General features: G+C 47.3%; 26 protein-coding genes and 2 pseudogenes. 13 read left to right on the top strand and 15 right to left on the bottom strand.

Annotated elements, in window-relative coordinates; all coding sequences use genetic code 11:
- The first annotated feature begins 147 nt into the window (after positions 1–147).
- Complete coding sequence (locus CKV66_RS12805; RefSeq protein WP_331716134.1) at positions 148–645, top strand: type II toxin-antitoxin system RelE/ParE family toxin; 498 nt, start codon at positions 148–150, stop codon at positions 643–645.
- A gap of 11 nt (positions 646–656) precedes the next feature.
- Positions 657–932: a HigA family addiction module antitoxin gene (locus CKV66_RS06370; protein ID WP_085363831.1), complete on the top strand. Its 276-nt coding sequence runs from the start codon at positions 657–659 to the stop codon at positions 930–932.
- Between the two features lie 80 nt (positions 933–1,012).
- Here the strand turns inward: CKV66_RS06370 and CKV66_RS12560 are convergent.
- Positions 1,013–1,198, bottom strand: a pseudogene (locus CKV66_RS12560) (hypothetical protein); the annotation flags it as partial.
- 136 nt (positions 1,199–1,334) lie between these two features.
- Entirely contained in the window at positions 1,335–1,499 is a 165-nt protein-coding gene (locus tag CKV66_RS12180; RefSeq protein WP_157739153.1) for a hypothetical protein, read from the bottom strand.
- A gap of 158 nt (positions 1,500–1,657) precedes the next feature.
- On the opposite strand from CKV66_RS12180, the gene CKV66_RS06365 reads away from it, so the two are divergent.
- The 3 genes from CKV66_RS06365 (at position 1,658) to CKV66_RS06355 (ending at position 5,313) form a co-directional block, all read left to right on the top strand.
- Positions 1,658–2,665: an IS5 family transposase gene (locus CKV66_RS06365; RefSeq protein WP_085363809.1), complete on the top strand. Its 1,008-nt coding sequence runs from the start codon at positions 1,658–1,660 to the stop codon at positions 2,663–2,665.
- 250 nt (positions 2,666–2,915) lie between these two features.
- Entirely contained in the window at positions 2,916–4,391 is a 1,476-nt protein-coding gene (gene trpE / locus CKV66_RS06360) for an anthranilate synthase component I (RefSeq protein WP_085363810.1), read from the top strand.
- A gap of 85 nt (positions 4,392–4,476) precedes the next feature.
- Positions 4,477–5,313, top strand: coding sequence for an abortive infection system antitoxin AbiGi family protein (locus CKV66_RS06355; RefSeq protein WP_085363811.1), 837 nt, complete (start codon positions 4,477–4,479; stop codon positions 5,311–5,313).
- A gap of 138 nt (positions 5,314–5,451) precedes the next feature.
- Here the strand turns inward: CKV66_RS06355 and CKV66_RS06350 are convergent, their stop codons facing one another.
- On the bottom strand, positions 5,452–5,838 hold the full coding sequence (locus tag CKV66_RS06350) for an MliC family protein (RefSeq protein ID WP_085363812.1): 387 nt from the start codon (positions 5,836–5,838) through the stop codon (positions 5,452–5,454).
- Between the two features lie 108 nt (positions 5,839–5,946).
- Between CKV66_RS06350 and CKV66_RS06345 the strand changes: the two genes are divergently transcribed.
- The gene (locus CKV66_RS06345; RefSeq protein WP_085363813.1) at positions 5,947–6,840 is read left to right on the top strand and encodes a pirin family protein; all 894 of its coding nucleotides are present in this window, start codon (positions 5,947–5,949) and stop codon (positions 6,838–6,840) included.
- A gap of 68 nt (positions 6,841–6,908) precedes the next feature.
- On the opposite strand, the gene leuD is transcribed toward CKV66_RS06345, so the two are convergent.
- The 3 genes from leuD to leuC form a co-directional block, all read right to left on the bottom strand.
- Positions 6,909–7,550, bottom strand: a complete 642-nt coding sequence (gene leuD, locus CKV66_RS06340; protein ID WP_085363814.1) for a 3-isopropylmalate dehydratase small subunit — start codon at positions 7,548–7,550, stop codon at positions 6,909–6,911.
- Positions 7,551–7,622: 72 nt separating this feature from the next.
- Entirely contained in the window at positions 7,623–7,757 is a 135-nt protein-coding gene (locus tag CKV66_RS06335; protein ID WP_085363832.1) for an entericidin A/B family lipoprotein, read from the bottom strand.
- A 128-nt stretch (positions 7,758–7,885) separates the two neighbouring features.
- Positions 7,886–9,292: a 3-isopropylmalate dehydratase large subunit gene (gene leuC / locus CKV66_RS06330; RefSeq protein ID WP_085363815.1), complete on the bottom strand. Its 1,407-nt coding sequence runs from the start codon at positions 9,290–9,292 to the stop codon at positions 7,886–7,888.
- Positions 9,293–9,595: 303 nt separating this feature from the next.
- On the opposite strand from leuC, the gene gshA reads away from it, so the two are divergent.
- On the top strand, positions 9,596–10,936 hold the full coding sequence (gene gshA, locus CKV66_RS06325; protein ID WP_085363816.1) for a glutamate--cysteine ligase: 1,341 nt from the start codon (positions 9,596–9,598) through the stop codon (positions 10,934–10,936).
- A gap of 741 nt (positions 10,937–11,677) precedes the next feature.
- Here gshA and rplI read toward each other — a convergent pair.
- From rplI to rpsF, 4 genes are read right to left on the bottom strand one after another with little or no spacing between them, the layout of a single operon-like run.
- The gene (gene rplI / locus CKV66_RS06320) at positions 11,678–12,130 is read right to left on the bottom strand and encodes a 50S ribosomal protein L9 (protein WP_085363817.1); all 453 of its coding nucleotides are present in this window, start codon (positions 12,128–12,130) and stop codon (positions 11,678–11,680) included.
- A gap of 18 nt (positions 12,131–12,148) precedes the next feature.
- Positions 12,149–12,379 (bottom strand): 30S ribosomal protein S18, encoded by a 231-nt coding sequence (rpsR, locus tag CKV66_RS06315; protein WP_054599043.1) that lies wholly within the window; start codon positions 12,377–12,379, stop codon positions 12,149–12,151.
- A gap of 6 nt (positions 12,380–12,385) precedes the next feature.
- The gene (priB, locus tag CKV66_RS06310; RefSeq protein ID WP_373962261.1) at positions 12,386–12,688 is read right to left on the bottom strand and encodes a primosomal replication protein N; all 303 of its coding nucleotides are present in this window, start codon (positions 12,686–12,688) and stop codon (positions 12,386–12,388) included.
- Positions 12,689–13,066: a 30S ribosomal protein S6 gene (rpsF, locus tag CKV66_RS06305; RefSeq protein WP_085363818.1), complete on the bottom strand. Its 378-nt coding sequence runs from the start codon at positions 13,064–13,066 to the stop codon at positions 12,689–12,691.
- Between the two features lie 184 nt (positions 13,067–13,250).
- Between rpsF and dinB the strand changes: the two genes are divergently transcribed.
- A complete protein-coding gene (dinB, locus tag CKV66_RS06300; protein WP_085363819.1) occupies positions 13,251–14,309 on the top strand; it encodes a DNA polymerase IV in 1,059 nt (352 codons plus the stop codon).
- Positions 14,310–14,427: 118 nt separating this feature from the next.
- Here dinB and CKV66_RS06295 read toward each other — a convergent pair whose 3' ends face one another.
- On the bottom strand, positions 14,428–14,679 hold the full coding sequence (locus CKV66_RS06295) for an NGO1151 family protein (protein WP_085363820.1): 252 nt from the start codon (positions 14,677–14,679) through the stop codon (positions 14,428–14,430).
- Positions 14,680–14,855: 176 nt separating this feature from the next.
- Between CKV66_RS06295 and CKV66_RS06290 the strand changes: the two genes are divergently transcribed.
- The 3 genes from CKV66_RS06290 (at position 14,856) to CKV66_RS06280 (ending at position 17,340) form a co-directional block, all read left to right on the top strand.
- Positions 14,856–15,668 carry a hypothetical protein gene (locus CKV66_RS06290; protein ID WP_085363821.1) on the top strand — a complete coding sequence of 271 codons (813 nt, stop codon included), beginning with the start codon at positions 14,856–14,858 and terminating at the stop codon, positions 15,666–15,668.
- A gap of 138 nt (positions 15,669–15,806) precedes the next feature.
- The gene (locus tag CKV66_RS06285; protein ID WP_085363822.1) at positions 15,807–16,277 is read left to right on the top strand and encodes a DUF3465 domain-containing protein; all 471 of its coding nucleotides are present in this window, start codon (positions 15,807–15,809) and stop codon (positions 16,275–16,277) included.
- 70 nt (positions 16,278–16,347) lie between these two features.
- Positions 16,348–17,340, top strand: coding sequence for an asparaginase (locus CKV66_RS06280; protein ID WP_085363823.1), 993 nt, complete (start codon positions 16,348–16,350; stop codon positions 17,338–17,340).
- A 470-nt stretch (positions 17,341–17,810) separates the two neighbouring features.
- Here the strand turns inward: CKV66_RS06280 and rep are convergent, their stop codons facing one another.
- Positions 17,811–19,820 carry a DNA helicase Rep gene (gene rep, locus CKV66_RS06275; protein ID WP_085363824.1) on the bottom strand — a complete coding sequence of 670 codons (2,010 nt, stop codon included), beginning with the start codon at positions 19,818–19,820 and terminating at the stop codon, positions 17,811–17,813.
- A gap of 269 nt (positions 19,821–20,089) precedes the next feature.
- Positions 20,090–20,221, bottom strand: a pseudogene (locus CKV66_RS12870) (IS1595 family transposase); the annotation flags it as partial.
- Positions 20,222–20,425: 204 nt separating this feature from the next.
- Between CKV66_RS12870 and CKV66_RS06265 the strand changes: the two are divergent.
- Together CKV66_RS06265 and CKV66_RS06260 are read left to right on the top strand one after the other, a co-directional pair.
- Positions 20,426–20,695 (top strand): hypothetical protein, encoded by a 270-nt coding sequence (locus CKV66_RS06265; protein ID WP_095197854.1) that lies wholly within the window; start codon positions 20,426–20,428, stop codon positions 20,693–20,695.
- Positions 20,696–20,914: 219 nt separating this feature from the next.
- Entirely contained in the window at positions 20,915–21,562 is a 648-nt protein-coding gene (locus CKV66_RS06260; protein ID WP_085363826.1) for a hypothetical protein, read from the top strand.
- 209 nt (positions 21,563–21,771) lie between these two features.
- Here the strand turns inward: CKV66_RS06260 and CKV66_RS06255 are convergent, their stop codons facing one another.
- Together CKV66_RS06255 and CKV66_RS06250 are read right to left on the bottom strand one after the other, a co-directional pair.
- Positions 21,772–22,779 (bottom strand): IS5 family transposase, encoded by a 1,008-nt coding sequence (locus CKV66_RS06255; RefSeq protein WP_085363827.1) that lies wholly within the window; start codon positions 22,777–22,779, stop codon positions 21,772–21,774.
- 125 nt (positions 22,780–22,904) lie between these two features.
- Positions 22,905–24,149, bottom strand: coding sequence for a type VI immunity family protein (locus CKV66_RS06250; RefSeq protein WP_231990460.1), 1,245 nt, complete (start codon positions 24,147–24,149; stop codon positions 22,905–22,907).
- Positions 24,150–24,160 lie beyond the last annotated feature (11 nt).

Genomic DNA, 24,160 nt, shown 5'->3' with positions numbered 1-24,160 from the left:
TCAATTAAGAAAAGGTCTTTTCAAATGGCTGGTCATCACAAGCACCATTGCCTTTTTGCCCGTATTTTTATCAAACAGAAAAAAACTTAAACCTCCAACCAAGTTTTTACCTAAATGTTGGTATCTACTGCAAGGCATAACCAAAACATGGTTCTATATCTTCGCTTGCCTATTTTTCACTCTGAATATTATGCTTTGGGCAAGCCTAATGATGGATTTCATGTTTTTTTAACTTTCGGCAAACAAACTCAAACTGTTTTTTGCAACTTGACACTATACGGATGTCTGCGTATAGTATCGCTGCACATTTTTGAAAGGAGATTTAATTATGCATATCATATTTATCAATTAACTAAGGACTTAACTATGATTAAAAGTTTCAAGCACAAAGGCCTAGCAATTTTTTTTGAAACCGGAAACAAAGCCGGCATACAGGCTAACCATGCAGAAAAGCTGAAACTTCAACTATCGGCCCTAAACCGTGCAACCTCGCCCCGAGATGTGAACGCTCCGGGCTGGCAATTGCATCAGTTAAGTGGCAATCTCAAAGACCACTGGAGTATCAAGGTAAATGGCAATTGGCGCATCACATTCCGCTTTAACGGTAATGATGTTGAAGTTGTCGATTACCAAGACTACCACTAGGAGAATGTATGATGCACAACCCCCCGCACCCAGGTTTGGTGTTGCGTGAATACCTTGCCGAAACCAGCGTTACTGAAGCGGCAAAGCGTTTGGGTGTTACTCGTGCTGCTCTTTCCCGCGTTTTAAACAGCAAGGCTGCCATATCAGCTGAAATGGCAGTTCGCTTGTCTATTTTACTCGGCACGAGTAGTCAAATGTGGCTTGGCATGCAGTCTGATTACGACTTATGGCAAGCAGAACAGAAGCCGCATGATTTCGTCGTACCCTTAAGTACGGCTTACTGCTAAAATAAAACCCGCCATTTCGGCGGGTTTTATTTAAAATGCTTTTTTTGGTTTTAGATTTCAAATTTACTTTTGCTGTATGCTCACATCTTTAATAGATCAAGACTGTAATTTCTACCTAGGTAGTGTAGCCACAATATTCTTAACCACATCGCAATAATCCTAATTTCTATTGCCGCAACAAATGAAGTCAATCTTTTCGCATAACGCGTGGCAATACCCCGCCAACGCTTGAAATACAAAAAGCAGGTCTCCACCAAAAATTTTAATAACTATGTGTAGGAAATTCTAGCGTTGTTTACACTTTCCGTTTTTTGCATGCAGACCCATTTTGGGATTTTTGAGGGTTATCAAGAATGCCGAAAGGCACGGTGAAGCCGCATCGTTCTTGAGAATACTCAAAAATCACGAAACCATCATTCCTGCAAAAAACAAAAGCTGTTTGGTATAAAAAGTGTAAATAACCCGACCTTTTCCAACAGCCGCAAACGGCAACATCCCGATAATCACAGGCAAACAGTCTTTAGCTCCGCGCCAAAATTCGGATTGCGGAGAAACAGCCGTATTCATAACAGACTTCCGAAAACAAAACGGCGATGATAGCGCAAAGGCCGTCTGAAAGCGAACTTGGGCGTTGCGCCGAAACAGGCTGAAACCTTTGCAAAACCCTCAAAAATCCTCTAAATTCCCACTCACATCAAACTCCGGGAATTTAGAGGATTTTGTTCATGAGCAGCTTTTTGCACACCGACGCCCTCCACCACATCGAAAAACATCTCGACCGCTTCCCCCTCATCAAACTCGACCGTATTCTTGACTGGGCACCCATCGAACAATACCTCGCCGGCCGCAAAACCCGCTACGTGCGCGACAATGGCGGCCGTCCCGCCTATCCTTTGCTCTCCATGTTCAAAGCCATCCTGCTCGGCCAATGGCACAGCCTCTCCGACCCCGAACTCGAATACAGCCTCATCACCCGTATCGATTTCCAACTCTTCTGCCGCTTCGACGACTTCCGCATTCCCGACCACAGCACCCTTTGCCGTTTCCGCAACTGGCTGGCACAAGACAACACCTTGGCCGGACTACTGGATCTGATTAACCGCCAACTGACTGACAAGGGCTTAAAAGTAGAGAAAGCATCCGCCGCCATCGTTGACGCCACCATTATTCAGACGGCCGGCGGCAAACAGCGTCAGGCCATCGAAGTGGATGACGAAGGCGTTGTCTGTGGCGAAACCACCCCCAGCAAAGACCCGGATGCCAAGTGGATCAAAAAAGACGGCCGCTTCCATCTAGGCTACAAACAACACACCCGTACCGATGCGGACGGCTATATCGAGAAACTGCACATCACCCCGGCCAATGCTCATGAGTGCAAACACCTGCTGCCATTACTGGCGGACATCGCAGAAGGCAGCACCGTCTATGCGGATAAAGGCTACGACAGCCAGGAGAACCGACAACATTTGGCAGCGTGCGGCTTGAAAGACGGCATCATGCAAAAAGCACACCGTGGCTGCCCATTAAGCCAAGAGCAGAAAATACGCAACGGCCGGCTGGCGAAAGTGCGCTATGCGGTGGAACAAAGCTTTGGTACGTTGCACCGCAAATTCCGCTATGGCCGGGCAGCCTATTTTGGGTTGGGCAAAGTGAGGGCGCAAAGCCACCTGAAGGCGATGTGTGTGAACCTGTTGAAGGCGGCCAACAGGATAGGTGTGCCTGTTGCTGCCTGAACAGGCAGGCAGTGCCTCATAATGAGGCACTTTAAGGGGAATTTAGGGGTAGCTTGTCTACTTTTACGCAAAAACAGCCGGAACATGATGAAGAATGTTCCGGCTGTTTGTTGGCGTGGGGTTTTGCAAAGGTCTCAGGCTTTGCGGCTTGCTCCTAAAACCTGTTCAGACGGCCTTTGCGCTATCAACCGGCCTTATAAAACTGCTATACTCAGCGTCATTTCCCAACCCGCCTCAGGCCGTCTGAAACATGATTACCAAACAAGAATACCAAGCCCAAGCCGCCGCAGGTTACAACCGCATTCCGCTGGTTCAAGAGCTGCTGGCCGACCTCGATACTCCGCTTTCCCTCTACCTCAAACTCGCCAACCGGCCCTACACCTACCTGCTTGAATCCGTGGTCGGCGGCGAACGCTTCGGACGCTATTCCTTTATCGGCCTGCCATGCCGCACCTATCTCAAAGCATCCGGCAAAAAAGTGGACGTTTATCAAAACGGTAAAATCACCGAGCAATACGAAGGCAACCCGCTGCATTTCATCGAACAGTTTCACGAGCGTTTCAAAACGCCCGAAATCCCCGGCCTGCCCCGCTTTACCGGCGGCTTGGTCGGCTATTTCGGCTACGAAACCATCTACCATTTCGAGCACTTCGCCCACCGCTTCCAAAACAGCGGCAAGCCCGACACCATCGGCACGCCCGATATTCTGCTGATGCTTTCCGAAGAACTGACCGTTGTCGACAACCTCAGCGGCAAAATCCACCTGATCGTTTATGCCGACCCCGCCCAAGCCAACGGCTACGAACAAGCCCGCGAACGCTTGGAAGACTTACGCACCCGCCTGCGCCAAAGCTGCGCCATCCCCCTTTCGCTGGGCAGCCCCAAAACCGAACCGGAACACGAAACCGGCGAAGCGCGCTACAAAGAATATGTACGCAAAATCCGCGAATACATTCTCGACGGCGACTGCATGCAGGTTGTGCCCAGCCAGCGCATGAAGCAGAAGTTTACCGACAACCCGCTCAGCCTCTACCGCGCCCTGCGTACGCTCAACCCCTCGCCGTATATGTTTTACTACGACTTCGGCGATTTCCACGTCGTCGGCTCGTCTCCCGAAATCCTCGTGCGCCGCGAACGCGACAACATCATCGTCCGCCCCATCGCCGGCACCCGCCTGCGCGGCAAGACCCCCGCCGAAGATTTGGCTAACGAACAAGATTTGCTCAACGACGCCAAAGAAATCGCCGAACATGTGATGCTGATTGATTTAGGCAGAAACGACGTCGGCCGCGTCAGCCGAACCGGCGAAGTGAAAGTAACCGACAAAATGGTTATCGAACGCTATTCGCACGTGATGCACATCGTTTCCAACGTAGAAGGCCGTCTGAAAAACAACATCGACAACATGCAGATACTCGCCGCCACCTTTCCCACCGGCACGCTGTCGGGCGCGCCGAAAGTACGCGCGCTCGAAATCATCGAAGAACTCGAACCCAACAAACGCTGCATCTACGGCGGCGCGGTCGGTTGCTGGAGCTTCAACAACGACATGGACTTAGCCATCGCCATCCGCACCGCCGTGATTAAAGACGAAACCCTGTATGTGCAGAGCGGCGGCGGCATCGTGGCCGATTCCGACGAAGAAGCCGAATGGCAGGAAACCCAAAACAAAGCCCGCGCGGTTTTGCGGGCGGCGCAGATGGTGCAGGAAGGCTTGGATAGATAAGGCCGTCTGAAAAACTGCGATTTTTCAAACTAATATGTAAACCTACCCTTTAAATCATAAATCAATTATTTTTACTCCAACAATTATGGCTATCAAATCTAATACGTTATTTCACTTTACTCCCAAAAAAGAATATTTATTTGATATTTTGGAATCTGGTTTTTGGCCTAGATATTGTTTGGAGGATATCCAGTGGCTTGTCAGCAAAGAAATTCAACACGAGCTTACCTATAGTGATGGCAACATTTTAAGCGATCTTATAAAAAATATAATTAAAGGAAATATTTCATCTCTTGCATATCCAATGGTTTGCTTTTGCGATATTCCATTAGCTCAGATCACATCACATACAGATTTTTATGGAAAATTTGGCATCGGCATGTCAAAAGATTGGGGAATTAAAAATGGTTTGAATCCTATTTTTTATATATCAGATGAAAGCATGATACCTGATGCAATTAGAAAAAGTATTTTCGATTTCCTTATGATTTTTATTCCCAAATTAATAATCACAAAAAATATGACCATGCCCGCACCTGTTAAATTACTCCAATTTATCAAGCCCTTAAAAGGAATTATGAAAAATAAAATGGGACAAATGGTGGAGAAGAATTTTGATGAGGAGTGTGAATGGAGATATATTCCCAATCCTAAAAATCAACTTTTTTCAGACTTCTTACCTAAGCTTATCTTCAAAGATAATAAAGAGCTTGAAAATGCTCATAATGCTACAAAGTGGGATGCTTCTCTTACTTTTGAACCCAATGATATTAGATATATTTTTGTACCTGAAGATAAAGATATCCCCAATGTAATTCAGCAGATACACATTATTTTTGAAAACAAGGGTTACACAAATGATGAAATTTATTTGCTCTCATCCAAAGTTATTTCCTTAGATACCATAATGAAAGATATTTGATAGATATAAATCTGGTTCTCCTACTTTTTACAATTAATCCTGACAACTGTATCAATAACTTTCTGTCAAAAAATAATAGTAAAAAAATCAGGCTGCACGGAAACCTTTCCGTGCAGCCTAAACATTAAAGCCAACCGATTAACGGGGGCGGCAAACCGTATCCCAAAGTTTTTTGGTCGTGCGGTATTGGCTGTCAGGATAAGTCAGCACTGCCGTACCGCCTTGCTCATGCCATCTTAACGTGTTGGCATCGTTCACAAAATAGTTACCCGAAGCGGAAGGCGCGCGGTAGGTTTGAACGATAAACGTATCTTTGCCGTTGTTGAAGCTAACCACAGCGTGATTCGCAGATTTATAGTTTACCAACACTTTATAGCCGTTGTCGCAACGGAACTTACCAATATTACTTGAAGAACCGCTTGACGCGCCATTATCCAACCCGCCGATTTCAACACCCTCAAGGCTTACGCAGGCGCTCGCCAGCAAAACCAAAGCCATAGGAGCCAACTTTTTGAAAATGCTCATAGAAAATCCTTAAATCAGGTATATTTTAAATATGCTTCACAGCGAAACCATTATAAGAGATGATTTTGTCAGCAACAATCCGCACCACGAAAACAAGGAACACACAACATGAACCCTCAAAAATTAAGTGCCAAAACAAAAGACGTCGGCGGCATTCCCGTTGCCCGCCTGATACCGCAGGCAAACCGCCGCACCATCGGCGCATGGTGTTTTCTCGACCATGCAGGCCCAGCCGAATTTAACGCTTTTTCAGACGGCCTCCAAATCGGTTCGCATCCACATACCAACCTGCAAACCTTCACTTGGATGCTTGAAGGCGAATTATGGCACCAAGACAGCTTGGGCCACCGCCAGCTTATCCGCCCCAAACAAGTCAATTTGATGACGGCCGGCACGGGCGACACACACGGCATTGCCCATACCGAACAAACGCCCGAAGGCGTAAAAAATCTGCATGCCGTACAACTGTGGATTGCCTTGCCGATGAATCAAGACATCAAGCCCGATTTCCAACATTACCCCGAGCTGCCCGAATGGGAAGACAACGGCGTGCGCTACATCCTCACCACCGGCCGCTATCAAGGCCGCACCGCACCCACCGCCCAACACAGCCCCTTGCTCGGCGTGGACATCCAATGCCCGAACGCCGCAAAACTCGATATTCCGGCAAACCCGTCTTGGGAATACGGCGTGTTGGTAATTGCAGGCAAAGTCCGCATCAACGGCGAAACATTCGGCGCGGACGAACTGGCCTTCATCGCCGCCGGCCAAGCCGAATCGTTTTCTTTGCAAGTCGAAGCGGGCAGCCACTTTATGCTGCTGGGCGGCGAACCGCTGCCGCATCCCACTTTGATTTGGTGGAACTTCGTCGCCGACAGCCGCGAAGCCCTACGCCGCGCTATCGAAGATTGGAACAACGGCAGCGCGCGTTTCGGCTCCGAAATCGATTTAAACGGCACCCGTCTCACACGCCTCCCTGCCCCTGAAATGCCGGGCAAATAGCTAAACAGGCCGTCTGAAAACATTTTCAGACGGCCTGCTCTAAAATCTAACCATTGATATCTGCCCTATCAGGCATTAAACAACCACGGCTGTTCGGCTTTGCGTTTTTCTTCAAATGCTTTGATTTCATCGGCATGTTGAAGGGTCAAGCCGATTTCGTCCAAGCCGTTGAGCAAACAGTGTTTGCGGTGCTCGGTGATGTCGAAAGAAAAGGTCTGGCCGCCCGGAGTGGTCAAGGTTTGTTTTTCCAAATCAATCGACAAACGATAGCCTTCGGTGGCTTCCACTTCTTTAAACAGCTGATCGACTTGGTCTTCCGTCAACACAATCGGCAACAAGCCGTTTTTGTAGCAGTTGTTAAAGAAAATGTCGGCAAAAGAAGGCGCGATGATGGCGCGGAAACCGTAGTCTTCCAAAGCCCACGGCGCATGTTCGCGCGAAGAACCGCAGCCGAAATTTTTGCGGGTCAGCAGGATTTCCACACCTTGGTAGCGCGGTTGGTTTAATGAAAAATCGGGATTCAGCGGGCGTTTGCTGTTATCCATGCCCGGCTCGCCGTGATCGAGATAACGCCATTCGTCAAAGGCGTTGGGACCGAAGCCGCTGCGTTTGATGGACTTGAGAAATTGTTTGGGAATGATGGCATCGGTATCAACATTAACGCGGTCAAGCGGTGCCACCAGCGCAGTAATGGGGGTAAACGGTTTCATGATTGTACTTTCGGTTGAAAATGCCCCCGCGTTGATGCGGTGCGGGGGCGGGTTTTATCTGTTCAGATAAATTTAGTGTGCATGGCGGTCTGCGGATTGCTCAAGTTTGTCGCCGGCTTTAGATACGTCTTTGCCGAAACCTGAAACGGTATTGCATGCAGACAATAAGGTCATGGCGGTTAAAGCGGCTAATACTAATTTTTTCATGTTGGACTCCTTGATTTTTTGAAAGTACAGTTTCATGTTACTGCACTCCGCATCATGCCAAAAATTTTTCTGAATTACAATTCAATATCTTGCGCCATCTGAAAACTTTTCAGACGGCCTGCATATCTTTACAGAGTGCGCACATCGGTAAAGTGTCCCGCCACGGCAGCGGCCGCCGCCATAGCCGGGCTAACCAAATGCGTACGCCCGCCGTTACCTTGCCGGCCTTCAAAGTTGCGGTTTGATGTTGAAGCGCATCGCTCTTGCGGGGCAAGGCGGTCTGCGTTCATCGCCAAACACATCGAGCAGCCGGGTTCGCGCCATTCAAAGCCTGCATCGGTGAAGATTTTGTCCAAACCTTCTTTTTCGGCCTGCTCTTTCACCAAACCGGAGCCGGGCACAACCAGCACCCGCTTCACGCTTTCCGCTTTCTTGCGTCCGCGCGCCACGGCTGCCGCTTCGCGCAAATCTTCGATGCGGCTGTTGGTGCATGAGCCGATAAACACCACGTCCACAGGAATTTCGTTCAAAGGCGTACCGGCCACCAAGCCCATATACTCCAACGCGCGCTCCATACCGCTGCGCTTCACGGGGTCTTGCTCTTCGGAAGGATTGGGTACTTTGCCGCCCACATCCAACACCATTTCGGGCGACGTGCCCCATGTCACTTGAGGCTCGATATTGCTTGCTTCAAACTCGAAAACTTTGTCGAATTGGGCGCCTTCGTCTGAAACCAAAGTCTGCCAATAAGCAACGGCTTTCTCCCAATCGCTGCCTTTGGGCGCAAAAGGTTTGCCTTTGATGTAATCAATAGTGGTTTGGTCCACCGCAACAATGCCGGAACGTGCACCTGCCTCAATCGCCATATTGCACAAAGTCATACGGCCTTCCATGCTGAGCGAACGGATGGCTTCGCCGCCGAACTCGATTGCATAGCCTGTACCGCCCGCCGTGCCGATTTGGCCGATGATATACAAAGCTACGTCTTTGGCGGTAACACCCGGTTTCAGACGGCCATTAACCTTAATCAGCATGGATTTGGATTTTTTGGCAGTAATACATTGGGTGGCCATAGTGTGTTCGACTTCGGAAGTGCCGATGCCGTGCGCCAACGCACCAAATGCGCCGTGGGTGGAAGTATGCGAATCGCCGCACACTACGGTCATGCCCGGCAAAGTCGCGCCTTGCTCCGGCCCCATAACGTGTACGATGCCCTGCCCTTTGTCTTTAAACGGAAAATAAGCCAGTGCGCCGAATTCTTTGATGTTGCTGTCCAAAGTATCGACTTGCAGCTTGGAAATCGGGTCTTGAATGCCTTTATCCCAATTGTCGGTAGGCGTATTGTGGTCGGCAGTGGAAACCACACTGTCAACGCGCCACAGTTTGCGCCCTGCCAATTTCAAGCCTTCAAAGGCTTGTGGGCTGGTTACTTCATGCACCAAGTGACGGTCGATATAAAGCAAAACGGTACCGTCTTCTTCTTCGCGGACGATGTGGCTGTTCCAAAGTTTGTCGTAGAGGGTTTGTGCGCTCATAATTTTTCTTTGTAGTTCGGTTAAGTTATTTAGAAATTAAATGATTTTGCCGGTTGGGCTGCATAATTCCAGGGGCAATATTAGGCTTTTCAGACGGCCATTGCAACCCTTTTTGTCTAATTTTTTATAATTAATTAGATAGCACGATAAAAATAGCAAAATATTTGTACAAATTGTCTAATTTTAAGTAGCGGCCACACTGTAAGAAAAATCTCATCAGGCCGTCTGAAATGAAGAAGCTTGTATCTCAAAGCTAAAAAACCTATTATTCCGCATTATTCACGATTACCCGAAGGAGCCTTCATGAACCTGCCTGTAATGTCTCCCGCTTATCTGCCGCAATTGCAAGAATTCGAACGTAAAATTCTGGCCAACCAAACCAAAATCGAAGCATGGTTCCGCCGCCAATGGTCGGAACACAAGCCGCCGTTTTACGGATCTGTCGACATCCGCAATGCCGGTTACAAAATGGCCTCCATCGACATGAACCTCTTTCCCGGAGGATTCAACAATCTCAACCCCAACTTTATCCAGCTGGCCGCCCATGCCGCCCAAGACGCGGTCGAGCGCTCTTGCCCGCAAGCCAAGTCTGTGCTGATTGTGCCCGAAAACCATACGCGCAATACCTTCTATCTGCAAAACGTGTTTGCGCTCAGCAATATCCTGCGCTCCGCCGGTTTTGAAGTGCGCTTGGGCAGCTTGAACCCCGAAATTACCGAACCTACCGAATTTGAAACCGCATTGGGCGAAAAAATCCTACTTGAACCCCTCTTGCGCACCCGAGGCCGGGTTCACCTTTCAGACGGCTTCTCCCCCTGCCTGATTCTATTAAATAACGACTTATCCGGCGGCACGCCCGATATTTTAAAAGACATCGCCCAAACCGTATTACCGCCGCTTCACGGAGGTTGGACGACCCGCAGAAAGACCGCACATTTTGCAGCTTACGACGAAGTTGCCGAAGAGTTCGCACAATTAATCGATATCGACCCTTGGCACATTAATCCCTATTTCGAACAAATCAGCGGTTTGGATTTTCAAGAGCGCGAAGGAGAAGATGCCCTGGCCGAGGCGGTTGAGCGGATGCTGGCTAAAATTCAAGCCAAATATAATGAAAAAGGTATCCAAGATACGCCTTTTGTGATTGTCAAAGCCGATGCAGGCACCTACGGCATGGGCGTTATGAGCGTCAAATCTGCGGAAGAAATACGCGGCCTCAACCGCAAAAACCGCAATAAAATGGCCAAAATAAAAGAAGGGCTTGAAGTCAACGAAGTTATCGTGCAAGAAGGCATTTACACCTACGAAACACTCAACGATGCCGTATCCGAACCCGTGGTGTATATGATAGACCGCTTTGTAGTCGGCGGCTTCTTTCGAGTCCATGAAGGCCGCGGCACCGATGAAAACCTGAACGCAACCGGCATGTCTTTCGTGCAGTTGAACCAAGCCATCCCCGTGGCCGGAGCAGAAGATGGCAATGAAGAACGCTGCAAACGGGTTTTTGCCCAATGGGATTCACTCGGCGTACCACAAACAAACAGCGCAAACCCTGATTGCGAATGCAACCGCCTGTATGTTTACGGCGTCATGGCCCGTCTTTCCCTTCTCGCAGCATCTAAAGAGCTGGAAAAAACTACATAAACTACTCTTCCCAAGCAGCTTTTTAGTTCTCTTTTAACATTTCAGTTAAACATTCCAGCGGCAGAAATAACTTCTGCCGCTGTTTTTTGATGGTTGGAATTCCGGCCAATAAAATTATTTTGCCAACCGGCAAACCATACAAAACACAAAACCTTGCTTAAACGCAGGGTTCGGTTTCATCATCAATCTTAAATTTATTTATTGGAATTTCTAAACTCAGATCGATCTTTATCCTAAAGCAATAAACAGTCGGATAAATTACATCACTTTTTGATGCGTACGAGGTTGGCTGTTCACAGGTTTGCGCGCATTAAAAGCACGTTTTGATGCCTGAAAAATAGCCTGGCGTCTGCGATGTTGCATAATATCTCCTTTCTTTTTTGTTGTCGTCATATGAGATATGGGCAATATAATGCCTTTGTATCTTTATTACAATACCATTTTTGATAAACAATGTTTATTATTGATAAATAAGTTATGAAAGACAAATCCCCGGTATAGCAATGTAAAATTTCATGTAACTGACGTATTAATAATATAGTGATAATAAATGCTTATTGATTGATTAATTAAAAAAATCCCAAAAGTAAATTTTGAAATTAATTTTTATAAACCGCCCATGATAGATAATCAATTAAATATGAAGTCTTCAATTAAACACAGTAACCTTTAATAGCAATGAGGCCGTCTGAAATTTTCAGACGGCCTGTCTTCAAATCAAAACTTCTTTAAGAAGAAATATTACTCAGCAGCGGCAACCACAGCAACTTTGATAGCTGCCACAGCATCAGTATGCAAAGCTACTTCTAAGTCGTACTCGCCAACCGCTTTCAGCGGGCCGTTAGGCAGGCGGACGTTTGATTTTGCAACTTCAACACCTGATTCAACGATAGCAGCAGCGATATCAGCGTTGGTAACAGAACCGAACAAGCGACCATCAACACCTGCTTTTTGAGCCACAGTGATGGTTTGACCGTCCAATTTTTCTTGGCGGGCTTTTGCATCAGCCAGAATTTCAGCTTGCTTGGCTTCTAACTCAGCACGACGAGCTTCAAATTCTTTCATATTGGCTTCAGTAGCACGTTTGGCTTTGCCTGAAGGAATCAGGAAGTTGCGGGCATAACCGTTTTTTACGGTTACGATGTCGCCCAAGTTACCCAAGCCACCGATTTTTTCTAACAGAATAATTTGCATAGTCAGAATCTCCGTAAATTATTTATGTTGGTCGGTGTAAGGCAACAAAGCCAGAAAACGAGCACGTTTTACGGCAACAGCCAATTGACGTTGGTAATGTGCTTTGGTACCGGTAATGCGTGCCGGAATGATTTTACCGTTTTCAGAAATGAAGTCTTTCAACAAGTCTACTTGTTTGTAATCAACTTCTTGGATTTTTTCAGCCGTGAAACGGCAGAATTTTCTACGTTTGAATGATTGACGAGCCATTGTCGTTTAACCTTTATATTCTTTAATGTTTTGTATGCGCAACACAGGTTTGGGATAGCGTTGGCTTTTTTGTGCCAGAAAACCGTTTACTGTAACTACGGTTTCAACCTTGTGTTGCCAATTAAGCGCATCCTTACCGAGAATTTTGGCGGGTAATTCAAATTTGACCAAACACTTCTGCCCGTTTTCCTCTTGCCAAGATTCATGTTTCAAGATGATATCCAAAACCGGTATTCCGGCCGGCGTATATCTCAATTCTCCGCAATGGGTAATTTGGGCGGTAAGGCTGAAAAGATTTTCAATCTTCAATTACGCTTCGGCAGTTTCTTCTTTAGCCGCAGAGTTGCTGTCGAGCAGATTTTTAGACTTTTCGTCTTTCAGCATCGGAGAAGCTTCGGTAACGGCATGTTTGGTTTTGATGGTCAGATGACGCAATACGGCATCGTTGAAGCGGAAAGCGGTTTCCAGCTCTTCAACCACTTCGGGAGTGGTTTCGATGTTCATCAAAACATAGTGCGCTTTGTGGATTTTGTTAATCGGGTAAGCCAGTTGGCGGCGGCCCCAATCTTCCAAGCGGTGGATTTTACCGCCTGCTTCGTTAATCATGGTTTTGTAACGTTCAACCATTGCGGGCACTTGCTCGCTTTGATCCGGATGAACGATAAACACGATCTCATAATGACGCATGTTATCTCCTTACGGCTATTAAATCCTTTTACCATGCGAAAGTAAAAGGCAAGGTTGGAAAACGCGAAATTATAACGGCTTTATTTTTATAAAGCAATATCATGGTATTGTGAATAGCCCGATTCAAGCCGCAAAGTATTACAATAATGTTTTTCAGACGGCCTCATTTACAAAAATACCAACCATGCAAACGCGCAAAATCATCCACATTGATATGGACGCATTCTATGCCTCGGTAGAGTTGCGCGAGCAGCCGCATCTGTGCGGTAAACCCTTGGTGGTTGCATGGGACGGGCCGCGCTCGGTGATTTGTGCGGCATCTTATGAAGCCCGACAGTTTGGCCTGCATTCGGCTATGTCTGTTGCAACAGCCAAAAGGCTCTGCCCTCAAGCAGTATATATCCAACCTCATTTTGGTTTATATAGGGAAGTATCGCGCGAGATTCATTCTATTTTTGCGAGATACACCACGCTGATTGAGCCTTTATCACTGGATGAAGCTTACTTGGACGTTACCCGCAATCTTCAAAATATTCCCTATGCGGGTGAAATTGCTCAAAAAATACGCCAAGAAATCAAACAGGAAACAGGGCTGACGGCTTCTGCGGGAGTTGCACCCAATAAATTTCTGGCCAAAATTGCTTCAGACTGGCATAAACCAGACGGACAGTTTGTACTGCATCCTCAAAAGGTAGAAGCGTTTTTAGAACGTTTGCCGCTGGGGAAAATTCCGGGTGTAGGCAAAGTGACGTTGCAAAAGATGAAAACCCTCGGCATGGAAACCGCCGGTGATTTGCGCCGCTTTGAACGCGGTCAGCTGCTGCACCACTTCGGGCGCTATGGCTACCGCTTATACGATTTGGCGCGCGGCATTGATGAACGGGAAGTCAAACCGAACCGTGAGCGGTTGCAGATTTCCACTGAAATTACCTTGCCCGAAGACCTGCCTTTAAACGAAATTTCAACTCATTTATCTGTTTTAACTGCCGATTTATGGGAACAGATGGTTCGTAAAAAAGTGCAGGCCCGCAGCGTAACGTTGAAATTGAAAACGGCTGATTTCCATATCATCACCCGTTCGCTTACCTATTCTTCTTTTCTGCCGAACCATGCTGCCTTGCTGCAAGCCGCCGAAGCACTGATTCTGCGCGTTCCTGCGCAAGACTATACTTTCCGGCTGATCGGTGTCGGCGTAAGCCATCTGATACCCGAGGGTACGCAGCAATCGTTATGGGATATATGATTTTTCAGACGGCCTGTGCGCTTGTTTAAACTCAAGCCAAGCCGCCCCAAGAATGCGGTTGATATTCAAAACAAAGTAAATAAACCGGCTTATTCCGTTTACTTCCCTACTTTCAATCTTAACGTTCTTTTTCTCTAAAGAAAGCGTAAGTCACATCATGAAATAAATCCACATGCGGACTGTCTTCATAATTCAATTCTGCTAAAGCGTCTTCAAAAGCCAATTGCACTGATTCCACCACATCTTGTGCAATATCTGCGGGCAGAGCGCGCACCATGCCTTTGAATGCGGTGGAAAGCACATGATTTTGCATACGTAAAACATCGTATGCTTCTTCAAGGTATTCTAAACGTTGTTCTATGCCGCTCATGATTTTTCCTTCTATAAATTCTGCTAAAATAAAACATTATATAGTAATTAAACAAATACCGCGGTTTGGCGGTTGATTGCATCTGCAACCGCCGCCAAACGGCTTCAAACATTAAGGCAGGCCGATTTCTGCCGCATTTCGAATGAAAGTGAATAAATGAAAGTGAATAATTAATAATGAATAATCCACGTTACAATCCGAAATCCGAGCCTCAAAACGGAGAAGATGAATTCGACTGGGAAAGCGGCTTGGAAAAGCTGCGACAGCAGCGCAATACGGGGCGTGAAAATCCTGCTCCGGCACGCCCTGCCCCGCAACCTGCCGCGCCCGCTTACCAGCCTGCTGCTTCCAAACCGACCGAAGCCCAATTAAGCGCGAGGGCTGCGGAAAAAATGTTGCGCGAGTATTTGCAGCAATGGCAGGAAGAGCATAACGAGCTGTTTACGGAAAACATTACTGCCGAAACAGATACAACCGTTTTGCTGCAAGAAGACTGGGTTGCCGCCCAAACCGCTCTGCAAACCGCCCGGGTGGACGATAAAAATATTGAAAGCACGCGCACAGTGTGGCTGAATCCTAAGCGCCAAACCGTTTCATTCAACGAACCGGAAAATCTTCGTCCAACCGGCCGTTTCGATGACAATGCTGACGAACAGTCTGACAATGCTTTCGAATCCGTTGCACCGCACGAAGATTGGCTGCCGGTTACCGTTAAGGTTATCAACCCGCAGGTTGATCCGAGAAAGCCTGTGATGTGTCTTTCGGAACAGGAATTATTGGAGCGTTTGAGCCGCCGTTTGCGCCCGCATTTAACCGATGCGGTGGCCGGTATGGTGCGTGTGGCAGTGCAAAAGCAAACCGCCGCCCTGACTTATCAACTCCAGCAGCTTTTAAACGAACAAACGCCCGCGCTTGTGGATGAAATTTTGGATTACAATCTCAAAGCGGCTATGTCTGAAATCAAATACAGCTTAAAATACAAGCGTTAACGGCCTATGCGCCAGAAAGGCCGTCTGAAAAAATCCCCGGCCGCCGTGCAATACCGACACGGCGGCCGGGTGTTTAGCTGCTATATGTCCCATCAATTTTGATTGAACCTTACACGATAAACGTCGGAATCTGAACCAATGAACAAAAATTGGATTTTGCCTGCCATTGTTGCCGTCGCGCTGTTTGGCTACCAGTATGTGTACAAACAGACCCAACCCTCACTGCCCCACGCAGAAACTTCGTCTCCGGCCTCCCCTTCAATCAACCAACAATCCGCCGACGATATTCTTCAGACGGCCTTTGAGCGCCGTCAAAGCAATATCCAAATAGCAGGCAGCGGCACAGTGAGCAAAACCCTGCCCGACGACAACAAAGGCTCCCGCCATCAGCGCTTTATCTTAAAACTAAATAGCGGGCAAAGCCTTTTGGTGGCACACAATATTGATTTAGCGCCCAAAATCAAAGGGCTGAAAAAAGGAGATACGGTCGCTTTTTACGGTGAATACGAATGGTCGGAAAAAGGCGGCGTTATCCACTGGACGCACCACGACCCGCAAGGCAAACACCCCGACGGCTGGTTGAAACACAACGGCGTGATTTATCAATAAAGGAAAGGCCGTCTGAATTTTTCAGACGGCCTGAAACCTTTGCTCCATACATTTCATTCAAATCAAACACATGATTCCGCGTAAAAAAATCTTTGTACTCTACACCGGCGGCACCATCGGCATGAGCCACAGTCAGCAAGGGCTGGCTCCCGATACCGCGCTTGTCGAAAAAGCCCTCACTCCGTTTGTAGATGCCTATTCATTCGACTGGCACATCTGCGAACCCCTAATCGACTCTTCCGCCGTTACCCTCACCGATTGGCACAACTGGCTGCTGTTGTTGCGTGAAAAATCAGCCGCTTACGACGGCATATTGGTTCTTCACGGCACCGACACCCTCGCCTACACCGCCAACCTGTTCGCCCTCGCCCTGCCCGATTTAAACCTGCCCATCGTGATGACCGGCTCGCAATGGCCTTATGATGCCGAACACAGCGACGCCCCTTTAAACTTGGCAACGGCCGTAGCAGCGTTTGAACTCAACCTGCCGGAGACAACCATCGCCTTCAACGGCAAGCTGTTTCCCGCCGTGGGCAGCAGCAAAATCAGCACCGAACACGCTGACGGTTTCGACAATCCGCATTTCGGCGCACTTGGAAAATGGTCTTCCCAACAAGGCTGGCACGATTTAAACCTGAGGCCGTCTGAAAAAACGCGCACGTCTCTGCACAAACAACCTTTAAACACACAAGCCAAAGTTATCTGCCACACCCTTGTTCCCGGGTTTTCCGCAGAAGCGTTTTCAGACGGCCTCTATCGCACCGCAGCCGACGCTGTGATTTTACAAAGCTACGGCCACGGCAACGCGCCGTCCCACCCCACTTTCATCCAAGCCGTGCGGGATTTCACGGCCGGCGGCAGATTGGTGCTGAATATCAGTCAGGTAAAACAGGGAAATGCGGCAGCCGTGTACGCGCAAGGCAGTGCGTTGCGCCAAGCCGGAGTAGTAAACGGAGGCAAAGCCAATTTAGAAACCGCGCTGGTGTTGCTCACGCTGGCGGTTAGCAATGGTTTAGACAGCGATCAATTGCAAGCAGAATTGGCTGCATTGCGGTTGCTGTAATCGTCAAACTGAAACGAGATGGCAAGCGGGTAAGAACCCGTGAAAAGCTGATAAAACGAAGTATCTTTAGAAATATCTTTTAAGAGAGCTAAAAATCAGGCTGCTGTTTTAGTAAAGCCCACAAAATTCACTTTCAGACGGCCTCAAACTCGCTTTAGCCTTTACTAGAGTTTTGTAAAAGCTTGAGGCCATCTGAAAGCAAACTTTGTAACTTTTACCACAGTATCTTCACAACAAGCGGCTTTCGTAAGGGCAGATTGCATATCCGCCCGATACTTGGAAACACGCAAATTGTGTTCAACGCCAATCAAACCTTCATTTAAAATCAAATCAAAATCGCAAAACAATTGTCCGATTTTTCATTACTGAACTCCGGTTACAGGCGGATATACAATCCGGCCCGCACACCGCTTGCTTTGAACACGAAAGTTTAAAATCGTTGCTGATTCGTAAAGTTTTCAGCCCTGCTCTCAGCCATCGCCTTTATTGATCTGCGCATCCAACATAGCCTTCAAAGCATCCAGATTTCTCTTGCCTTCTTCTTTGCTCACAATCGGTTCGCCGCCTTTTCTGCCGAGGATTTTCAAATCTTCCTGCGGCATTTCGTCGATAAAGCGGCTGGGGTCGGGAAACTGCCATGTGCCTTGCCGTTTACGCTTCACGCAATGGGTGAGCGTAAGTTGGCGTTTGGCGCGGGTGATGCCTACATACATCAAACGCCGCTCTTCTTCGACGTTGCTCTCTTCGATGCTGTCGGCGTGGGGCAGCATGCCTTCTTCGCAGCCGACGAGAAACACATACGGATATTCCAAGCCTTTGGAGGCATGCAGGGTGGAAAGTTTGACCGCATCTGTTTCTTCTTCGTTTTTGCCTTCGAGCAAGGTCATCAGGGCGATGGTTTGGGCGATTTCGATGATGTTTTTGCCGTCTTGCCCGCCTTTGCGCGCCAGCCAGTCGGTGAGGTCGGTAACGTTGCGCCATTTGATTTCGCCGGCCTTGCCTTCTTCGCTGCCGAGCAGATGGGCTTCGTAGGCGATGTCGGCCAGCAGGTTGTTGACGAGTTCGCCCGCGTCGTCGTGTTCGGCACGGGCGCGGTAATCTTCCATCAAGGCCATGAATTGTTGCAGATGCTCGCGGTTTTGTGCGTTTAAGACGGCCTGTGCTTCGGGGTTTAACGCCGCTTCATACAGGCTGCATTCGTGGCTGTGGGCATAGGCGTTGAGTTTGCCGAGTGTGGCCTCGCCGATGCCGCGTTTGGGCGTGGTAACGGCGCGTAAAAAGGCGGGGTCGTCGTTGGGGTTGGCAAGCAGGCGGATGTAGGACAATACGTCTTTGATTTCGGCTTTATCAAAAAAACTCTGGCCGCCTGAAAGCTGGTAAGGCACGCGCGCGCTGCGCAAGGCTTCTTCAAACACCCGCGCCTGATGGTTGCCGCGGTAGAGGACGGCGAAATCGGCATATTGGGTTTTGTCTCCGCCCACCAGCTTCTGTTTCACAATCTGGCTCACCACCCATTCGGCTTCGTGCTGTTCGTGCTGACAGGCGACGATTTTGATGTGTTCGCCCATGCCGAACTGCGACCACAAGGTTTTTTTGAACAGCTTGGGGTTGTTTTCAATCACCTTGTTGGCCACTTTCAATATCCGCGCAGTGGAGCGGTAGTTTTGCTCCAGCTTGATCACTTTCATTTGCGGATAGTCTTCCTGCATTTGGCGCAGGTTTTCCATGTTTGCGCCGCGCCATGCGTAGATGGATTGGTCGTCGTCGCCCACGGCGGTAAACATGCCTTCCGCGCCGGTAAGCAGCTTCATCAAGGTGTATTGGCAGGCGTTGGTGTCTTGGCATTCGTCTACCAGCAGATAGCGCAGGCGGAGCTGCCATTTGTGGCGCACTTCGCTGTTTTGCTGCAACAGCACGGCGGGCAGGCGGATTAAGTCGTCGAAATCGACGGCCTGATAGCTTTCCAGCGTGGCCTGATAGCCGGCATACACTTTCGCCATTTGGCTTTCCCACTCGTTGGAGGCCGTCTGAAGAATCTCTTCGGGCGTTTTCAAATCGTTTTTCCACAGGGAAATTTGGTGCTGGGCTTTGAACATCGCCTCTTTGCCGGTGCTGCCGAGCAGCTCGTTGATGATTTTGGCGCTGTCGGTGCCGTCGAGAATGGAAAAGTTTTTCTTGTAGCCGATGTTGGCGGCTTCTTCACGCAAAATGCGCATACCGAGCGAGTGGAAAGTACAGATGGTCAGGCCGCGCGTTTGGCTTTTCGGCAGCATTTTGCCCACGCGCTCCTGCATTTCTTTGGCGGCTTTGTTGGTAAACGTAATAGCGGCGATGTGGTGGGCGGGATAGCCGACTTTGGTAATCAGGTGTTTGATTTTCTGAGTAATCACGCCGGTTTTGCCGCTGCCCGCGCCCGCCAAAACGAGTAGCGGGCCGCCGAGGTATTGCACGGCTTGTTGTTGCTGGGGATTGAGTTTCATGAGCCGGATCGAACCATAATAAAAAGCGGATACCAAACAGCATCCGCTTTTCTCAATAAAATTAACAACCTGCCCTATCGTTTTATAGCAAATTGCTTAAATATTTTGGCAGGAGGAAGTCTGCGGTGCATGTTAACATGTTGTTATTTTATATTTCAATAGCAGTCTTTAAAGAACTAGGAGACTGACGTAGATTAGCAGTCATGATAGGCTGTTGAAATAAAGATAACCCACTGTTAGTTAAAGAAGAAGAGTATCCAAAGAAAACTGCTTGAATTATTTGTAATTGAAGGAACTGCACGTTGTAGCTTTAAGTACAGGCTGTTGATGTTTCTGACACTAATCCCTGTCAGTTTGGCGGTGTCGGAAGCGGTCAGATTCAAGGAGAAAAGCCGCAGGATTTAACGGAATTTTGGCTCGGTAATTTTGCTGAACTTTTGATACTTGTTTTTTAATTCCATTTCAGAAGCTTATTACTGCATTTGGTGATTTTGCTTCCTAAGCCCCTAAGTTAATTATGAGAATTAACAACTTTTTTCGAGAGTTTAAAAATGAGTACCTATAACAATAGCATTTTAATAAAAAATATTATCAGATCGGAGATTATGGTTACAGGAAACAAAAATTTATATAATTTTTTAGTTGAAAAATATATAGATTTGAAATCAGTTTTCTGCCTCAGTATGATCCCAGAACAGGGAGAGGATATTTATACATTAATGATTAATAAAAATAAGGTTATTATGGTAGATGTATCTAGATTAGATTCATCAATAATCGAAACAGAAGGGCTGTCTGCAACAGATTATTTACACCAACTAAAGAATAAACAAGAGAAAGATTTCTTACTAGCTATCCTAAAACAGCAGGAGTAGGCCAAGTTAAAAACCAGTATCTAAAAGCTATTTGAAAACAATTTCAAATGTTTTCAGACGGCCTTAGATTCGAATTTCAAGTGCAACACTCAGGCAGTAGATGAATTTCTTTTAGCGAATATACATATTTAGAAGGAAAATTGCTTACTCTTGAGGTCGATAGATTAGATGTTTCTATTATTTCTAAGCTAGATTGATATAAAGAAAATCAATAAAATCATGAAGAATATACTATATAAGTACAAACCATACACAACGAGACTCTGTTTTTTCAAAATTAATTTTGAAGAATTGATTAATTTGTATCAAAAACGCTGTATGGAGTTAGCACGGATTTGGGAACAGACGGTAAAAATAACACCGCTTTGTAAACATATTAATTTTTTAGAAAAAATAGATCATTTAAATCCGCGTTCAGTTGGATTTCCAAATAAATATTTATTGTCAGAGACACAATCCGATTGGTGTCTTTATATGGATAATAGATATTCGGGGACAGATATAACCAGCCAACCTCCATTTTTAGCAGGTCAATGGAAGATACAATTGATTAACCTATATCTTGAGCCCGATTATGGAAAAGATCAATATGGTTCAGTCATGTTTTATTGGATGGACGGTGCTAAATCAGTTTCTGATTATGAGTTTCAACATAGAACTATTATGGTTCATAAAGAAGGAAATCGTGTCGATTTTGAGCAAAGTGGAGCTCCTTTCACGTTTGAAAATACAGCCAACTACGAAAAAAGATTGAAGAAAGATCGATTGACTGTTGAAATGGTAGAAGAATATTGCGGCCATTTCGGCATTCATCTTTTTGATTTGGATTTTTACAAAGGTAGGTCAGTAATTTTCAGTACGGAATAGATGTTGAAAGAAATATTTGAACATCCGGAAAAGTTGATTGAAAGGAAATCAACTAAACGATCGCTCGGCTAGGTATTGCGGAAACTTTTACAAAATAGCCCCCTTTACCCAACAGCCGAAAATCAAACACAGGGTTTCGGCTATTTTTCTATTTCAATGCTCTCTTTATTCTCCTCAAATACCCGATAATCGGGTATCTGAACTGCCTTTCAGACGGCAACAGGCGCACGTAGCCTGTTGGCTGCTTTCAACAGGTTCAAAAACATCGCTTTCAGATGGCTTTGCGCACTCACTTTACTCAGACCAAAATAGGCTGCCCGAGCATGGCGGAATTTGCGGTGCAGCGTACCAAAGCTTTGTTCGACCACATAACGGGTTTTCGATAAGTGTCGGTTACGTTTGGTTTGCGCTTCCGTCAGCGGCCGGTTGCGGTGGGATTTGCACATGATGCCGTCCCGCAGCTGATGTTCTTCCAGATGTTGCCGGTTTTCCATACTGTCGCAGCCTTTATCGGCATAAACAGTCGTGTCTTTGGCTAGGCCTTCCAACAAAGGCAGCAGGTGTTTGCACTCATGGGCATTGGCGGCAGTGATATGCAGTTTCTCAATGTAGCCTTCCGTATCGGTACGGGTATGTTGTTTGTAGCCCAGTCTGTATCGGCCGTCTTTCTTCACCCAACGGGCATCGCTGTCTTTACTCGGTGTGGTTTGGCTACTTACTTGTCCTTCGTCATCCACTTCTATGGCCTGACGTTGTTTGCCGCCGGCCGTCTGAATAATGGTGGCGTCAACGATGGCGGCGGATGCTTTCTCTACTTTTAGGCCCTGGTCAGTCAGTTGGCGGTTAATCAGCTCCGGTAGTTCGGCCAGGGTGTTGTCTTGTGCCGGCCGGTTGCGGTAGCGGCATAAGGTGCTGTGATCGGGGATGCTCAGTTCGTCAAAACGGCAAAACAGATGGAAATCGATGCGGGTAATGAGGCTGTGTTCGAGTTCGGGATCGGAAAGGCTGTGCCATTGGCCGAGTAAAACGGCTTTGAACATGGACAGCAGGGGATAAGCTGGACGGCCGCGGTGGTCTCTAAGGTAACGGGTTCTTTGATGGTTGAGGTAATGCTCGATCGGTTGCCAATCAATCACCTGTTCCAACTTCAACAGGGGGAAGCGGCCGATGTGTTTGGCAATCATGGCTTGTGCGGTTTGCTGAAAGAAGGTGCTCATGAAAAATCCCCTAAATGTCTTGGGAGGGAATTTAGGGGATTGTGGGGAATTTTGCAAAGGTCTCTGCCTCCTTAAAAACATGAGGCCGTCTGAAAACATTTTTAGACAGCCGCAGTTTTTACTCTTTAAAATTCAGACGGCATCTCTACCGGGCCTCCATCATCGCGTTTAACCAAACGCCAAACGGCATCATCTTTAGTTCGATGACGTTCTCCATTGGGCAAGACCCAAATATGCTCGCCTTCCATCGGAAAAATTTCTCCTTTTTCAAAATGTTGTTCAATCCCTTCAGAAAGGTTATCCGGCACCCACATACCGCTGAAAGGCACTTCATACGGTTTCTGGCGGTACACCGGCATCAGCTCGGCTTTATCCCCATCTGGATTGAAAATGCCCTGTTCGAAATTAGCGTTATCCCAACGGCGCAGCCAATAATAACCCTGCGAGGCCGAATAGCGGGTTTTGCCGTTGCCGTAAGCAGTATGTATCGCATCTTTCAATTTTTCCACCCGAGCCGGACGCAGCAGGTTGTTGACCACTAAATAGGGAACCGGCAAGGGCTTGTTGCGGTCGCCGGTTGACGGGAAACTCCCCGCTTTGAATATCATCGTGTCGTTACAGGTTTGCAGGGTAATGTCGGGATAGTGGTTTAACACATTGTCCACTTCCTGCTTGTTCAGACGGCCTTGTAATTTTTTACCGACAAAGGTGTACCAGTTGACAGACTTCAAGCCGGTTCTCCAGTTGGTGCCATATGGAGCGAAATCAGGTGTTATTCCCCAATAATGTTTGGTGGTGCTGTGCTCGTAAAACTGGTATTCAAACCCGTCATAAGGTAATGAAACCGTCAATCCGGCATAACCGTGAAATATGGAAAACTGTTTACAAAGATAAGCCACCCACTCTTCAAACTCCTGTTTACCTTGAGATGTTTTCAAAAGGGAAATCGGCAGATTAACTTGAATAAAGGATGGTTTTTCATTCGATTCTATATCGGGTCTTGCAGTCAGTGTACTTATTGCATAGTCAGGCGAATAGTCGCCCCATTCATCACTACTTAAATAACCGAATAAAGCCTCCCCTTGCTCAGCTGCTGCAATCATTTTCTGCTGTTTTTTGACAAAGGCCGTCTGATTCAGTTTAGCGAAGCGACGCATCCCTTTCCAAAAATGGGATTTCAAATAGGGATGGTAATGCATATAGAAGCGGTCAAACACTTCCAAAACCTTGCGCTGTCCTGCCACCGAGCCACCGTCGTGAAAGTAAATCAGAATAACCAACCCCAGTTGAGCCAATATCTTGTGCTCTTCGTCGTGCAACAGAATATCGCGGTATTCCTGCTCCAAGGCTTCGTATTGTTTAAACATCATATATTTGTTTT

The sequence above is a fragment of the Neisseria zoodegmatis genome, from assembly GCF_900187305.1.
Lineage (GTDB): Bacteria > Pseudomonadota > Gammaproteobacteria > Burkholderiales > Neisseriaceae > Neisseria > Neisseria zoodegmatis.
This window is presented reverse-complemented; position numbering and strand designations above follow the sequence as displayed.